The organism is Spirosoma koreense (genome assembly GCF_054777875.1).
On record NZ_BAAHAC010000003.1, the window covers coordinates 320,991 to 334,241 of the forward strand.

A 13,251-nucleotide genomic window follows, 5' to 3' on the forward strand; every position below is an offset into this window, starting at 1 on the left:
CTTGTTTACTCATATCGACCGTTACATTTCTCGAAATAAGTCAGTACCAACCCTTTTATTGAAACCTGGGCTAACGACAGTACGTAGCCGTACCCCGTAAAGTAGCGGCCATCGGATGCAATCCGTAACTTGCAGCCAAACCAGTGCTTTCATTATAAACCTAGGCATACCATGAACCGATTCTTCATTGCTGTAGCCCTGCTCGTTAGTACCCTGTCCGCTACCTTCGCCCAGCAACCGGCCACCTCACCAGCCGCTCCGGCTATGCGACTGGCCATTCCGGCTTTTTCGGATGGGGGGATTATTCCCATCACCTATTCACAGGCAGCACCGGGCGTCGCTCCCGGCGGAGGTAAATCACCGGTTATCAACTGGACGAACGTGCCGGCGGGTACCCAAAGTCTGCTGCTACACATGCATGATGTGGATGTATCACGGAATAAAAGCACGGACGATGTACTGCACTGGCTGGTCTGGAACATTCCCCCGACGGCGACGGGCCTGCCCGAAGCGGTGCCCGCCGGGGCTCAGCTGGCCGATGGCAGTTACCAGATGAACATCCTGGCACCTGCTTACCGGGGACCGGGCGCTCCGGCCAGTGGCCCACTGCATCACTATGTGTTTGAGCTGTATGCGCTGGATACCAAGCTCGACGTGAAACCCGGCACCGAAGGATCGGAGACACGAACGAACGTATTGATTGCCATTCAGGGGCATATTTTGGGCAAAGCCGCCTACGTAGGGCTGTTTAAACGGCCTCAGTAAAAGCAGATAAGCTGTTCGATAATGCCTATTGGAGTGTGGGAGGAAAGTACAACTTAGTTTGGCATTCCGGTATGACCCCTGCGGGGTCACATATTTATAGAGGGTCGAATCAACTACAACTATGTGACCCCGCAGGGGTCATACCGAAACGATTATTTCCTTCGTTATCGCCCCGTAAACCGAAGCATAGATAGGTCCGGCTAACGGCTGATCATTTGCCGCACCCGCTCTGCCACGGTTTCGACCGAAATCATGTGCAGACAGGCTAAGTCACCCCGCCAGCAGGGTTTGTTGCCGAATACGGAGCAGGGGCGGCAGGTCAGCACGTTTGTAGACACTTGAAGAATGGCTTCGTCGCCCTGGCCCCACGGACCGAAACCGGCGTCGGGGTGGGTAGCCCCCCAGATCGATAATACCGGCACACCACTCAGAACGGCCAGGTGCATGTTGCCCGAATCCATGCACAGCATACCATCTAACCGGCTGATAAGCAGCAGCTCGGCCGCCAGTGACAACTGCCCCGCCACGAGTACCGCCTGAGGAAATCGCTGCCCTAAGGTTTCGAGCTGAGCGACTTCGGCGGGGCCACCGCCAAACAGAAAAATGGTAATCGGCTGCTGGTCGTACAACCGCTCCAGTAGTGGAGCAAATCGCTCGAACGGCCACATTTTCTGCACGTGCTGGGCAAACGGAGCGATACCCAGCCAGGACGTGTCGGCCAGTAGTGACTGACGCTGAAGAAAGGAATCCAGCTCGGCCTGGGCGGAAGCGTTGGGCGGAAACCGAAACGGACGGACGAGCTGTAGGGCAAACCCGGCCCGGTCGAACACCTGCGCGTACCGCTCCACGCTGTGGGCTAATGGCCGACGAACTTTGTTCTCTTTCCGGGTAAGCGCTTTTTTGTCGGCTCGCCCTTTGTCGAGAGTGACCGCTGGAACGCCAATCAGCCGGAACAAATTTTTAAGCACGGCCGACCGCAGGTTCTGGTGTGCGTCGACAACCATCCCGAACGGACCCAGCGCCCGCAGTTCGTTGAACAACTGGACCAGCCCGCCAAACCCTTTATGACGGCCTTCGAAGTCGGCACCGACGATGCGAACATTCGGAAAGCCCTCGAAAAAAACAGCAAACTTCCGGCGGGTGACCAGCGTAATGCCCACGTCGGGATACCGCTGGGTGAACGCCTGTACTACGGGAGCCAGCAACGCCACATCGCCCATGGCCGAAAACCGGAGAAGCAACAACTGTTTCATAGGGTAATGGGCATCAGTTGTCATGAATGACTACCTAACTGACTATTCCTGATCCGTATACAGCACCGGATTGAGCGTAGGGTCGTTGTACATTTTCATTTGCCGGTACACCTTCATGTAGCGGTCTCCGCTTCGGATGTCTTCCAGTAGCTCGTCGAAGCAGCGAGCCAGATCCTGCTCCTGTTCGAGTAAAACGCTCAGCTTGAGCCGGGCTTTCTGCCGATGCTCGTCCGACACCGACGGGCGCTCGACCTGTTCCCGAAAATGGTAGATTTTAAGCTGGAGAATCGACATCCGGTCGAGCAGCCAGGCCGGTGTTTCGGAATTCATCCGGGCGGTAGGCTTACGCGCTATACCACGAAAAATTTCTGAAAACCAGCTGTCTATCTGCTCGACTGTATCGGTCCGGTCCTGGTTCGATTGGTCGATGCGCCGTTTGATGGTAACGAGTTCGTCGGGCCGGATGCTGGGACTGCGGATGATGTCTTCCAGATGCCACTGTACCGTATCGATCCAGTTTTTCTGGTACAATAAAAACGCAATACTGTCTGGCGAATAGGGGTTCTCGATGGGCGTATCGACGTGATCGCTCAGGTGATAATCCTGAATGCTCTGGCGAAACAGGTCGTTGGCAAACGTGGCGTTCATAGGCAAGTAATCAGCCGCAAAGATACACGGTTTCCCCCGGAAAGCCGGACTGAATTTACGGAGCCGTCTGGTAAAAGTCCAATTTTTTTTGTATTATGCGGTTTTTGCGCTCACTCAACCACTGTCTACATGGAGTTATACTATTCGTTTTCGGGGCTAATCGTACTAACCGCTATCTTTTCTTATCTAAACGAACGCTTCCTGAAATTACCCGCCACCATCGGAATTATGCTGATGGCTATGCTGGCGTCTATTGCTTTAGTGATCACCGGAAATATCTTTCCCAACTTGTTCGGTGGGTTTTCGCGCTTCATTGCCAACCTCGATTTTACGGAGATCCTGATGGGCGCGATGCTCAACTTTCTGCTCTTCGCCGGGGCCATCCACGTGCGGCTGAAAGACCTGCGCGAACAGCGGGCACCCATCATCGTTTTCTCGACCATTAGCGTGGTCATCTCGACGCTGATCGTTGGGTTTGTCAGCTACTGGATACTCCCGTTTTTTCGCCTGAACATTCCGCTGATCCAGTGCCTGGTCTTTGGCGCGCTTATTTCACCGACCGACCCGATTGCCGTGCTCGGTATTCTGAAAAAAGCCGGTGTCCGGAAGTCGCTGGAGACGAAAGTTGCGGGTGAATCGCTGTTCAACGATGGCGTGGCAGTTGTGGTATTCGCTGTTCTGCTGGAACTGGCGCAGGGTTCGGACGTCGATTTATCGTTCACGAATATTTCCTGGCTGCTGATCAAAGAAGCGGTGGGAGGTTTCGGGATGGGCGTGCTGATCGGCTTCATCGGGTCGCGCGCGATGCAGCGGATCGATAGTGCCAACGTGTCGGCGCTGATTACGCTGGCCATCGTGATGGGCGGCTACCTGATCGCCCGCGCGATGCACATCTCCGGACCACTGACGATGGTGGCGGCCGGACTGGTGGTGGGGAATATCGGGAAAGCCTCGCGCATTTCGGTCACTACCCAAGACTATCTGGATAAGTTCTGGGAGCTGATCGATGAAATCATGAATGCGATTTTATTCCTGATCATCGGTTTCGAACTCCTGCTGATTCCGCACATCGTCGATTACTGGCAGGTGGGGCTGATCAGCATCGGGGTGGTGTTGCTGGCGCGGTTTCTGTCGATCTGGCTACCCACGCTCCTTATCCCGTTCAAAACAAAATTCGATAAACGGACCATCACCATTCTGGTTTGGGGCGGTTTGCGGGGTGGAGTTTCGGTAGCGCTGGCCCTCTCCATCGATGAAGAACTGAATAAAAACTTATTTCTGGCTATGACCTATTTCATTGTGGTCTTCTCCATTCTGGTCCAGGGGCTTACGGTCGGCAAACTGACACAATCCAAAAAAACGCCCGAACTGGTTGAGGAATAAAGTTGTGTAGAACCTAAGCTCCGGCTTCGGGCGTGTTCGTTAATTCTGGTTGTTTTACGCCCGAAGTCGGAGCTTAGGTTCTACTTCATCCACTGGTTGAAAAACAACAGCGCATCCTGCAGATGTTCCTGCCAGTAGGGCCATTCGTGGCCACCCGGATGTTCGACAAACTGATGCGGAATGGTCTGCTCGGTCAGGCCGCGGTGCAGGGCCCGATTTGGCTCGATCAGCACATCCTCGGTGCCGCAATCGAACTGAATTGGGGGCAGGGTTTCGCGATTCCGAACCATCAGGTCCAGTACGGACTCATCGGCCGGATCGGACTGCGCATAGTTCGCAAGCGGCTCTTCGACAAAAAGCGGCAACTGATTCAGGTGGGTGATGGACGACAGCCCGTAAGCTGCCCGAAATTGGTTGGGGTACCTGGCGGCCAGCCGCAGCGCTCCATAACCACCCATCGATAAGCCGGCAATACAAACCTGTGCTGAATCGATCTGATCGGGTGGAAGTGCTTCGGCCACTGCTTTCGGCACGTCTTCCACGATCCACCGGTCAAACCGATGGCCATTGTGGGGCAAATACCCGCTGCCGTCGCCCCAGAGGCCGTCGGAAGGCATCGCCAGCGCCATTGGGCGAATCCGGTTCTCCCGCATCAGCCGGGCCGCGGTCCGGTGCGCTCCGCCTTTCATGGACCACGCCCAGTGGCTGCCGTAAACACCATGCAGGAGAATAACGAGCGGGAGCGGTTCCTGACCTGCTAAAGCCGCATCGGGCAACCAGATGGTTATGTCGCCACGGCCCGCCAGGTTCGGCGTCTTGACCGTCAGAAAACGCAGACCGTCTGGCTCATAGGCCGGGTCCGACAGTTCGAGAGTTCGGAAAGACGTAGCCATTAGAAAACAAGGACGCCTTTGGCATTGCGCCCGTTCAACATATCGTCGAAAGCCTCGCCGAGTTGGTGGAGGGAGTAGGTTCTTGTCACCAGATCATCGAGGATCAAATCGCCTTTCTGGTATAGATTCAGCAGAATCGGGATGTCGATTTCGGGCCGGCATTTACCGTAGAGCGGGTTGATGTAAATCTTGTCCCACTCGAACAGATTCATATCGATGCTGATCGTCTGCTCGATACCGCTTACCTGGCAGGCTACGCCCGCATTCCGGACCATCGCCAGCGGCACCGCACCGAGTTCCGGAATGGCCGTACACTCGAACGCATAGTCGGCCCCCCGCCCACCGGTCAGTTGTTTGACCTGACCGACGGCCAGCGCCAGTCCCTTATCGGCCCGGTCGGCCAGCAGCGTGTGCGTAGCGCCGTACCGAACGGCCATTTCCAGCCGGTTGGGGTTCACGTCGACGGCGATGATCATGGCCGCACCGGCAATCCGCGCGCCCTGAATGACGTTCAGGCCGACACCGCCCGTACCAACGACCACCACCGACCGGCCGGGTTTCACCTGGGCGGCATTTACCACCGAGCCCACGCCCGTCATGACCCCACAACCCACAATGGCTGCCGAAGCAAACGGAATCGGAACGTGGGTTTTAACCACGGCCGCTTCGCGCACAACCGTGAATCCCGACATGGTGCCGAGGCTGAACGACCGCTCGATGGGCTGACCTTTGTAGGTCGTTCGCTCCAGGGCCGCATGTCCACCGCTGGCTTTATTCCCCGACGTAACCGGCGAATTGACCTCGCAGATGTGCTGATTCCCTTCCAGACACTGAAAGCAGTAACCGCAGGGAATGGCCCAGTTGAGAATGACCGGGTCGCCCGGCTGAACTTTTCGAACGGCGGGCCCCACGCAGCGTACGATCCCCGCACCTTCGTGCCCCATTACGAGAGGTTTGCCCCACGACAGGGAGTCGTAGTCGGTGTGGCAGATACCGGCGGCTTTCAGCTCGACCAGTACTTCGTCGCCTTGTGGCTCACCGACTTCTATATAATCGATCTCAAAACGGCCGTTTCCCGTAGCAATGGCGGCTTCAACGTGCATAAGCATAGTTTGAAAGCAGAAAAAGAAGACGAAAACGGCTTCCTACTGAGTAAGCAGCTTTTCGACCGATGCGCGCAATCCGTTGCGTATAAACGGCAGTAAATTTACTTTGGGTATTGGGTCGTCGCCGAAGGCAATCTTGTCATTATGGCTGACGACCTGACGAAAACCGACTAACTGTACACGGATGAAAAGGCGTTTGCAACGAATTACCTATACAACCCTGCTGAGTACGACGGTGCTGTCGGTTCGTGCGCAGTTTCTGATTCAGCGCTTTGAGCCGGTCACGTTTTCGCAGGTGACCATTACTGACCGCTTCTGGAAACCCAAGCAGGACAAAGTCGCCACGGCGACATTACGGGCCTGTATCGTTCAGACCGAAGAAAAAACGGGGCGTATCCGCAACTTCGAGAAGGTAGCGCGGAAACAGCATGAAAAACATGAGGGAATTTATTTCGACGACAGCGATGTCTACAAAGCCATTGAAGCGATGGCTTATTCGCTCAAGAACCGTCCCGATGCAGCTATCGAACAGAAAGCCGACGAATGGATCGATAAGATCGCTGCGGCTCAGCAGCCCGATGGGTATCTGAACACGTATTACACCCTGACGGGGCTGGACAAGCGCTGGACCGATATGGAAAAGCACGAAGATTACTGCGCCGGACACCTGATCGAAGCGGCTGTAGCGTATTACAACACGACGGGTAAGCGCAAGCTGCTGGACGTTTCCATCCGCTTTGCCAACCACATCGACTCCACGTTTCGGTTGCAGAATCGCCACTGGGTGAGCGGCCACCAGGAAATCGAGCTGGCGCTGATGAAACTCTATCACCTGACCGGGCAGGACCGGTATCTGAAACTCGCCGACTGGTATCTGGATCAGCGGGGGCGCGGCTACGGAAAAGGGGTTATCTGGGACGAGTGGAAAAATCCGAAATACTGCCAGGACGACGTACCCGTGAAGCAGCAGAAAGAAATTACGGGTCATGCCGTCCGTGCTATGTACCAGTATACCGGAGCCGCCGACGTGGCAGCCGCGACCAACGATCCGGGCTACCTGAACGCCATGACGACCGTTTGGGAAGACGTTGTTTTCCGGAACATGTACCTGACGGGCGGCATCGGCTCGTCGGGACACAACGAAGGGTTTACCGAAGATTACGACCTGCCTAACGAGTCGGCCTACTGCGAAACCTGTGCGTCGGTGGGTATGGTGTTCTGGAACCAGCGGATGAACCTGCTGACCGGCGAAAGCAAATACATCGACGTGCTCGAACGCAGCCTGTACAACGGAGCGCTCGACGGCCTGAGCCTGAGTGGCGATCGGTTTTTCTACGGCAATCCGCTGTCGTCGGGTGGCAATTACGGGCGCAGTGAGTGGTTCGGCACGGCCTGTTGCCCATCGAACATTGCCCGACTGGTAGCTTCGCTGGGCGATTACATCTATGGCCGGTCGGAGCAGGGTATCTGGGTGAATCTGTTCGTTGCCAGTAACACGTCGATCAACATCGGCAAGACGGCCGTACCGCTGCAACTGGAAACCAATTATCCCTGGGAAGGAAATGTAAAACTGACGGTTAATCCGGCGAAAAAAGTGGCCTACGCGCTACACATCCGGATTCCGGGCTGGGCGGAAAACGTGCCCGCTCCGGGCAGTTTGTACCGGTTTACAGACAGCAACAGCCCGAAAGTTGACCTGCTGCTCAACGGGAAACCCGTCGCGTTTCGGCAGGAAAAAGGCTATGCGGTCATCGACCGGGCCTGGCAGAAAGGCGACGTCATTGAAGTGAAACTGCCGATGACCGTTAGGCAGGTGGCTTCCCGGAAGGAAGTCAAAGCCGACCAGGACCGGATTGCGTTGCAGCGTGGGCCACTGGTCTATTGCGTAGAAGGAGCGGATAACGAAGGACGTGCGTGGGATATTCTGGTGCCCGAGAAGGCGACGTTTACAACCCAGGCTCACCAGATTCTGGACGAACCAGTCGTAGCCATTCAGGCAAATCTGTCGGTCGTGGCTCCGGCTACTGATGGGTTATCGGTGCAGACGGTGCCTAAAACGATCACGGCCATTCCGTATTATGCCTGGGCCAACCGGGGCAAAAGCCCGATGCAGGTGTGGTTGCCCAGCCGCATTAAAGCAGTGAACATTACGGAGTGACACTTTTTTTGTCATCCCGACGAAGGAGGGATCTTAATGCCTACTGACTCTCTGGTTAGGAAACGTTAAGATCCCTCCCTACGGTCGGGATGACAAAGTAATTAACAGTCTAAGAAAATGATAAGACGTTGACGACACAGATGTTCGTTTGCTTATTCTTATGAAGCCCTGACAAACAGACCTTATAGCGTTGGCCACACCGGAAAGGCTTCGCCCGGATTAAATTCCGAACGGTCGGGGGGGAGTTCCATAAAGGCGCTGGCATCGAGCAGGTTGGCGAAGTCCGCCGAACCCGAGCCGGGAAGCGGATGCGCCATCGTGCGACCATCGGGGGCAGACGAGAGCGCGACAGGCAAAAAATACGTCAGCGCCGGTCTGAATGTCACGGGCGTTGCCAGTTGGGCGTACTGTGCCGGAGTCGGCGCCAGACCGAGCGACGTCCGCAGATAAGGCAGTACGTAACGGTACGCACACAGAATGGTCGAAACCGGATTGCCTGGCAAGGCAAAAACGGTTTTGTCGGCTGTCGTGCCGAACCAGAGCGGCTTGCCGGGGCGCTGGTCTATTTTATGAAACCGTTTCTGGACGCCCAGCTGAGCCAGCACGTTCGGCACAAAATCGGCTTTGCCCGCTGAAACTCCCCCGCTGAGAATCAGCAGATCATGGTCGGCCAGTAAGGTCGCCAGTCGATCGGCCAGAATGGTTTCGTCATCCACGATGTGGTGCAGCGTAGCCGTGATGTTCAGCGATTGTAACGCGGCCCGAAGCATGTAGGTGTTGGACCGCCGGATCTGGTAGGGCAGGGGCGCATCGCCCACGTCGACCAGCTCGTTGCCGGTGGAAATGAGCGCCACGCGCGGTAGGGCCGTTACCGTCAGCGAGGTTTGTCCGACCGAAGCGGCCACCGCCAGTTCCGATGGCCCCAGACGGGTACCGACCGGCAACAGTTCATCGCCCGCCCGGCGGTCGGTAGCGCGCGGATGGATGTGCTGACCCGCTTCTATATCTTCGATCGTTACCGTCGCCTGTCCGTTGGCCATACTGACATCTTCGTAGCGCACCACCGTATCGATGCCCAGCGGCAGCATAGCACCGGTCATAACTTCCAGACAGGCGGTCGGCTCACTCAGGGTTTGCTGTGCCTGACCGGCATACTGTGTCCCGGCTATCCGGAAGCTACGTTGTCCGGCTGCGTAGTCGGCAAACCGAATCCCGATACCATCCATCGCCACCCGATCGAAGGGCGGAAAATCGCGGTCGGCAACAACGGGACGTCGCAGGACCCGCCCCTGCGCTTCGGTGAGCGGAACGGTTTCGGCCGGTAGGGTCAGCCGGTACTGTTGGGTTATCGTGAACGCATCAGAAACAGAAAGCATAATCCAAATAAGCTATTGTGGGGTTGAGGAGTCACTGTCCTACGACGGTAAAACTAAGCCCGAATCCACAATTAATAACACTGCCAGGAAAATACCCATTCGTCTTCGCTTCCGGCAGTTGTGCCCCGACCAAAGTAAGCGATACCATTGTCGCCCCATTGCCAGTGTGCTTTCAAAACGCTGTCGATCTGAAACGCAAACGTCGGTTGTAGCAGGTGTTGCCTGGACGGTGACCAGAAAATGTCTCCCTGTATCAGGGTTGGCCAGCCACCAAACTTAATGCCATCGACATTCGGAAACTGTTCGTAAAACGTTTCTTCATACCGGGCCGGGATAGAAACCGGGCAGTCTTCGGGCAGCGGAAAGTCGGCATCGATCCGTTCTGGCCGCATCTGGAACGGCTTAATAGGAGAGGTAACCGGAGGCTGTTCCAGCGGTACCAATTCGTCCAGGGACTGATACGTGCGCAGGCACCAGTTGGTATGGTTCAGGTCTTCGTGGCTGGGAATGGCCCCGGCGTCGATGAACACCGTCAGGAAGGCAAGGTCCTGAACCGGCTCAGGTTTGAACGGAAATTCGTCGAGATTGACCTGACATAGCGCCAGCATGGATTTCCCATTCGACCGGGGCCACGATTCACCGGCTTTTGCCAGTAGCACTTTCCCGAACCACGACGCCTGCGGCTGACCGGTCGGGCGAAACCCACCCACGTTCAGGCGAACCGCCCGGCGACCTATGGCCTGACGAAAATCTTTTTTATTCATAGTAATCAGGTTGTTCTACGATTTTGACGAGCGCTTTGTCAGAATTTGCCCCAGTGTGTGTTGCATGGCGGTAAACGATGTAGACACGTCAAGGCCCAACTGGGTTTGAAGCGCAGCCTGGTGGTTGACAAACTCCGTAAAGACGAAGTGCTGCGGACCAACCGAAAGCGGGTCGGCCCCGTGTTCCAGCAATAATTGACAGACGTCCCAGTATTCCTGCCGGGCAGCCGCCTGGAGTGCCGTATGACCAGCCAGCCAACTGCGTGCGTCAGCCGGGAAAAGGCCGTTCGGGTCGGCACCACGGGCCAGGAGTAACCGGATGTTTTCGATCCGGTCTGCTCCATAAGCATTCATTAGCGTGAATAACAGGGGCGAATTCGCGTTCGTGGGGTCGGTGGCATTTGGGTTCGCGCCCCTGTTCAACAAAGTCGTCAGCAGAGCCTTCGAGCCACCCCGACCGATGAGCACATGCGTAGGCGTATGGTGCGGAATGGCGGGTTCGATCAGGGCACCTTTGTCCAGCAATAGTTCTACGCACGTTAACGCTGCGGGATCGTCTGGGTGAATGACCGCCTGCATCCCCGCAAAATCAAGCAGCGTGATCTGATCCTTACCGGAACCGTTGAGTGGTAAACCGGGTGATTGAAGCTGTTTCCGCACCTGATCGAGTTGTTGGGTGGCAATGGCCTGGGCTAGTCGGCGCTGTTCGGCATCTGAAAAGTAATAGCTTCCGTCGTACCGCTTCCGCTCCGTCTGAGAGGAAATAATCTTTGTGGCAAGCGTTTGTAGCAGGCTGATAAGAGAGCCCGAGACGGGTATAAGCAGCAAGAAAAAAATCGTGATGCGGGTCCAGCGAAACGGTAAAAAATTAGCCAGCGCTAGCATGAGCAGAACAATCAGCCCCACTATAGCCACGGCTCGATCCAGCCCCCGTGTAGCCGGGTCGGAAGCAAAGGATTGGCGGCTAAAAACAAAATAAGCTAGCGCCAACACCGACGGGACCAGTAGCAACCAGTTCGCATACGTAATGAATTTCATCGGAAAGCGCCTGTAGCGGGCGGTTGTCATAAAGGCTATAGAACACCACAATACTACGCGCTACCGGGCTGACGAAAAATGAAGAATGAATAAACGGTGAAGATGAGTTAACGAAAGGTGGCTGTTGGCTTTTGAATCGCGATACCTAAAACTCCAGATACGGGGCCAGCTTCTCGATCGTTTTTGGGTCCAGAATGCGAATCGGCTTCAGCGATTCGGCGGAGGTGTACGCGCCATGTTGCTCGCGGTAACTGACGATGATCTGCGCCTGTCGGCGGGATAAAAACGGATGCCGATCCAGCTCCTCGACGGTGGCTGTATTGACCGGGATTCGGCGAGCCGCCGAGCGAATTTTGCCAAACGTCTGCAACTCGTCCAGCGCCAGCGAATCGAGCCCGTAAATATCCCGAAACTGGTCGGTAGAAACGAAGCCGCCAAGCGCATCCCGAAATTTAATGATCCGTCTGGCCAGCGTCGATCCAATTCCTTTCAAGGCAATCAATTGCGTCGTGTCGGCGGTGTTGATGTCGAACGCTTGCGGGGCAGGTTTGACTGGTCGCTCACTGACGTAACGAGTAGGGCGTTCCGGAAACGTTGGTTTGTCACCGTCGCGGTAGGGTTCAGTGGACGGATACGGCTTGCTTCTGGGGAAGCGGTCCGGCGACGGAGATTCCCTGAGGGTAATATAAGGTTCCAGTTGCTCGTAGAGGTCGGGCGGAAAATCGTAGATCCGTAACAGATCTTCTTTCTTTCGGAACCGTCCGCCTTTGCTGCGGTATTTTTCAATTCGTTCGGCCAGCCAGCGCGGAAGCCCCAACTGCTGCCAGTCGGCTACGCTTATGGTGTTGGGGTCGAAGCGAAATAATTTCGGCTCACTGAAATGTTCGGTGGTGGTTTTGTCTTTATCGGATCGCTCGGCGAACCGGGGTTGCGAGGCTTCCTCGGTCTGCATCAGCGCGACCAGGCTATCCAGTTTACGTTGGTCAGCCGCTGATGTATCGATGGGCGCTCGATCGCTCATAAACCGGTATAGAAATGGAACCAGCAGGCAGAGGGCCGTCAGGAACAACAAAACGATAAATCCCCTGGCTTCTTTGTGGGAAATACCGAAATAATCGCGGATAATGGCCTGGAAGCGGTTGAACATGCTTCCTTAGACGGGCATGTTTATGGAGAGTAACTAGACTAAGAATTGGAGCGGACGTAACGGCTAGCTAGCCCTAAGTAATTGGCAGAATACGTGCTCGTAGTGCTTTGCTGTCTATTGTAATTAAGGCTCCTGTTTTGAGATGGGTTTCGAATTGCTTCAGCGCTTGGAGTACAAGAGCACCCATCCCTTCCGGAAGTACGTCATGTTCTCGAACCTGAACAACGCTGGGCCCATCCGCTTTTGTGACAGCGAGGATTGTTCCAAAATCGAGGTCGTGGGTGAAAATAATGTACTTGTTTTCTTTAGCCCAAGCCGTGATTAGCCGATCAGTTGTGCGGGCATCACCAACCGTTGACCAGTGAATAGCTTCGTGACCAGCTTGTTTGAGAAAGTCACACCAAGTTGGCAATAGATTCATGTCGATAACTAATTTCATGCAGCGCGGGCAAGAGGCACTTCAATTTCTTCGACGCGCCAGGCCGCAAAAGCTAATGCCTCGCTAATGTCGTCGGCCTCCAGATAGGGATACGCATGCAGAATTTTTTCCGTAGAGTAACCCGCTGATACAAGACCTACGAGCATACCGACCGTTACCCGTAAGCCACGAATGCAGGGTTTGCCTCCCATTACTTCTGGGTCTAATGTTATCCGCGTGAATTGTTTCATGATGGCAGCTAATTTAATGACAAAGCTATGAATTCGAACCGGTCAGTAGGC

The 13,251-nt window shown here is 55.4% G+C and carries 13 protein-coding genes; 3 read left to right on the plus strand and 10 right to left on the minus strand.

The features are described from left to right. Positions 1-171: 171 nt before the first annotated feature. The gene (locus tag ACYVC2_RS04785) at positions 172-765 is read left to right on the plus strand and encodes a YbhB/YbcL family Raf kinase inhibitor-like protein (protein ID WP_461101155.1); all 594 of its coding nucleotides are present in this window, start codon (positions 172-174) and stop codon (positions 763-765) included. A 200-nt stretch (positions 766-965) separates the two neighbouring features. Here ACYVC2_RS04785 and ACYVC2_RS04790 read toward each other — a convergent pair whose 3' ends face one another. Both ACYVC2_RS04790 and ACYVC2_RS04795 read right to left on the minus strand, forming a co-directional pair. After that, positions 966-2,018, minus strand: a complete 1,053-nt coding sequence (locus ACYVC2_RS04790; protein ID WP_461101156.1) for a glycosyltransferase family 9 protein — start codon at positions 2,016-2,018, stop codon at positions 966-968. 42 nt (positions 2,019-2,060) lie between these two features. Beyond that, a complete protein-coding gene (locus tag ACYVC2_RS04795; protein WP_461101157.1) occupies positions 2,061-2,666 on the minus strand; it encodes a DUF4254 domain-containing protein in 606 nt (201 codons plus the stop codon). A gap of 129 nt (positions 2,667-2,795) precedes the next feature. Here ACYVC2_RS04795 and ACYVC2_RS04800 point away from each other — a divergent pair, with 129 nt between their 5' ends. Then, positions 2,796-4,049, plus strand: coding sequence for a cation:proton antiporter (locus tag ACYVC2_RS04800; protein WP_461101158.1), 1,254 nt, complete (start codon positions 2,796-2,798; stop codon positions 4,047-4,049). Positions 4,050-4,129: 80 nt separating this feature from the next. Here ACYVC2_RS04800 and ACYVC2_RS04805 read toward each other — a convergent pair whose 3' ends face one another. Continuing rightward, the gene (locus ACYVC2_RS04805) at positions 4,130-4,942 is read right to left on the minus strand and encodes an alpha/beta hydrolase (RefSeq protein ID WP_461101159.1); all 813 of its coding nucleotides are present in this window, start codon (positions 4,940-4,942) and stop codon (positions 4,130-4,132) included. After that, on the minus strand, positions 4,942-6,045 hold the full coding sequence (locus tag ACYVC2_RS04810; protein ID WP_461101340.1) for an alcohol dehydrogenase catalytic domain-containing protein: 1,104 nt from the start codon (positions 6,043-6,045) through the stop codon (positions 4,942-4,944). Before ACYVC2_RS04810 ends, ACYVC2_RS04805 begins: the two co-directional genes overlap by 1 nt. A 187-nt stretch (positions 6,046-6,232) precedes the next feature. Here ACYVC2_RS04810 and ACYVC2_RS04815 point away from each other — a divergent pair, with 187 nt between their 5' ends. Then, on the plus strand, positions 6,233-8,206 hold the full coding sequence (locus ACYVC2_RS04815) for a glycoside hydrolase family 127 protein (protein WP_461101160.1): 1,974 nt from the start codon (positions 6,233-6,235) through the stop codon (positions 8,204-8,206). Between the two features lie 182 nt (positions 8,207-8,388). Here ACYVC2_RS04815 and ACYVC2_RS04820 read toward each other — a convergent pair whose 3' ends face one another. The 6 genes from ACYVC2_RS04820 to ACYVC2_RS04845 form a co-directional block, all read right to left on the minus strand. After that, entirely contained in the window at positions 8,389-9,582 is a 1,194-nt protein-coding gene (locus ACYVC2_RS04820; RefSeq protein ID WP_461101161.1) for a molybdopterin molybdotransferase MoeA, read from the minus strand. A gap of 71 nt (positions 9,583-9,653) precedes the next feature. Then, positions 9,654-10,346, minus strand: coding sequence for a DUF1963 domain-containing protein (locus ACYVC2_RS04825; RefSeq protein WP_461101162.1), 693 nt, complete (start codon positions 10,344-10,346; stop codon positions 9,654-9,656). Positions 10,347-10,361: 15 nt separating this feature from the next. Further along, positions 10,362-11,414, minus strand: a complete 1,053-nt coding sequence (locus ACYVC2_RS04830; RefSeq protein WP_461101163.1) for an ankyrin repeat domain-containing protein — start codon at positions 11,412-11,414, stop codon at positions 10,362-10,364. A 115-nt stretch (positions 11,415-11,529) separates the two neighbouring features. Next, complete coding sequence (locus ACYVC2_RS04835) at positions 11,530-12,531, minus strand: helix-hairpin-helix domain-containing protein (protein WP_461101164.1); 1,002 nt, start codon at positions 12,529-12,531, stop codon at positions 11,530-11,532. A gap of 73 nt (positions 12,532-12,604) precedes the next feature. Continuing rightward, positions 12,605-12,970: a DUF5615 family PIN-like protein gene (locus ACYVC2_RS04840; protein ID WP_461101165.1), complete on the minus strand. Its 366-nt coding sequence runs from the start codon at positions 12,968-12,970 to the stop codon at positions 12,605-12,607. Next, the gene (locus ACYVC2_RS04845; protein WP_461101166.1) at positions 12,967-13,200 is read right to left on the minus strand and encodes a DUF433 domain-containing protein; all 234 of its coding nucleotides are present in this window, start codon (positions 13,198-13,200) and stop codon (positions 12,967-12,969) included. The genes ACYVC2_RS04840 and ACYVC2_RS04845 overlap by 4 nt, the downstream gene beginning before the upstream one ends. Between the last annotated feature and the right edge of the window lie 51 nt (positions 13,201-13,251).

Bases quoted from the DNA above. Each gene is read 5' to 3' on its own strand.
- ACYVC2_RS04785 (WP_461101155.1), top strand. From the start codon at position 172: ATGAACCGATTCTTCATTGCTGTAGCCCTGCTCGTTAGTACCCTGTCC.
- ACYVC2_RS04790 (WP_461101156.1), bottom strand. From the start codon at position 2,018: ATGAAACAGTTGTTGCTTCTCCGGTTTTCGGCCATGGGCGATGTGGCG.
- ACYVC2_RS04795 (WP_461101157.1), bottom strand. From the start codon at position 2,666: ATGAACGCCACGTTTGCCAACGACCTGTTTCGCCAGAGCATTCAGGAT.
- ACYVC2_RS04800 (WP_461101158.1), top strand. From the start codon at position 2,796: ATGGAGTTATACTATTCGTTTTCGGGGCTAATCGTACTAACCGCTATC.
- ACYVC2_RS04805 (WP_461101159.1), bottom strand. From the start codon at position 4,942: ATGGCTACGTCTTTCCGAACTCTCGAACTGTCGGACCCGGCCTATGAG.
- ACYVC2_RS04810 (WP_461101340.1), bottom strand. From the start codon at position 6,045: ATGCACGTTGAAGCCGCCATTGCTACGGGAAACGGCCGTTTTGAGATC.
- ACYVC2_RS04815 (WP_461101160.1), top strand. From the start codon at position 6,233: ATGAAAAGGCGTTTGCAACGAATTACCTATACAACCCTGCTGAGTACG.
- ACYVC2_RS04820 (WP_461101161.1), bottom strand. From the start codon at position 9,582: ATGCTTTCTGTTTCTGATGCGTTCACGATAACCCAACAGTACCGGCTG.
- ACYVC2_RS04825 (WP_461101162.1), bottom strand. From the start codon at position 10,346: ATGAATAAAAAAGATTTTCGTCAGGCCATAGGTCGCCGGGCGGTTCGC.
- ACYVC2_RS04830 (WP_461101163.1), bottom strand. From the start codon at position 11,414: ATGACAACCGCCCGCTACAGGCGCTTTCCGATGAAATTCATTACGTAT.
- ACYVC2_RS04835 (WP_461101164.1), bottom strand. From the start codon at position 12,531: ATGTTCAACCGCTTCCAGGCCATTATCCGCGATTATTTCGGTATTTCC.
- ACYVC2_RS04840 (WP_461101165.1), bottom strand. From the start codon at position 12,970: ATGAAATTAGTTATCGACATGAATCTATTGCCAACTTGGTGTGACTTT.
- ACYVC2_RS04845 (WP_461101166.1), bottom strand. From the start codon at position 13,200: ATGAAACAATTCACGCGGATAACATTAGACCCAGAAGTAATGGGAGGC.